General features: G+C 59.5%; 1 protein-coding gene. It reads left to right on the top strand.

Annotated features, from left to right (window positions below):
* Window positions 1-227 precede the first annotated feature (227 nt).
* Window positions 228-848, top strand: a complete 621-nt coding sequence (locus DXX99_RS10960) for an FmdE family protein (protein WP_115793503.1) — start codon at window positions 228-230, stop codon at window positions 846-848.
* Window positions 849-1,012: the final 164 nt, after the last annotated feature.

Genomic DNA, 1,012 nt, shown 5'->3' with positions numbered 1-1,012 from the left:
CTTTACCCGGTAGATAATCCATCCTTGCAGTCCCAGAAGTTCCGCTATAAACTGTTTCATAGGCGGTCGAGAGCCTCCTTTGGGGTTGTGGTGTGCTAAACTATCCCTTGGCTCTTCGGCCGCCTCCTCCTTCTTACTCCACACTTTTTAGCTTAGAGCCGTCTTGAGGCTTCTCGCCGGAGCAGTTTATAATCACTACAAAAAACTCGGACCGGGAGGTGAAACGGGTGGAAGCGAAGAGCGACTGGAAGAGGGTGGTGGAGTTCCACGGGCACGCCTGCCCGGGGCTGGCGATAGGCTACCGGGTGGCCAAAGCGGCCCTGCGGGAGCTCTCCGGTCGGAGGGCGGAGGACGAGGAGCTGGTGGCCATAGTGGAGAACGACGCCTGCGGCGTGGACGCCATCCAGGTCCTCACCGGCTGCACCATAGGTAAAGGCAACCTCATCTACCGGGATTACGGCAAGCACGTCTTCACCTTTGGCTGCCGCCGGACGGGTAAGGCCCTGCGCATAAGCGTCAAAGGGAGCGTGTGGCAGCGCCGCGACCCCGAGGAAGAGGCGGAGTACCGGCGGCTGCGCGCGAAGGTCTTTGGCGGCGAGGCCACGGAGGAGGAAAAAGCCCGCTTTTACTCCTTCCAGCAGAGGAAGACCGAGGAGATCCTGAGCCTTCCGGAAGAAGAGCTTTTCAACATGCAATGGGTGGACATGGAGCTGCCCCCGAGGGCCAGGATCTTCAACTCGGTGACCTGTGCCTTCTGCGGCGAGCCGGTGGCGGAGGTGCGGGCCCGCATCCGGGAAGGAAAGCCGGCTTGCATTCCTTGCTCGCTCGAATACAGCCGAGGCTGGTAAAAGCGGACAGGCTTTGCAAAGGACGGCCAAGGAGGTTCGTTAGTGTAAAGTTACCGTAGGAGTTCTTGCAGGAGCCGAGGGAGGAGAAAAAGAAGAAGAGACCTCACCGTCCTTTTGCCAGGGACGAGTAGTTGACAATCCAACCACTCAGGAGGGTGAGGTCT

This window comes from Ammonifex thiophilus (assembly GCF_003368535.1).
GTDB classification, from domain to species: domain Bacteria; phylum Bacillota; class Desulfotomaculia; order Desulfotomaculales; family Ammonificaceae; genus Ammonifex; species Ammonifex thiophilus.
The sequence above is the reverse complement of the archived record's forward strand: the minus strand, read 5'-3'. Positions and strand labels throughout refer to the sequence as shown.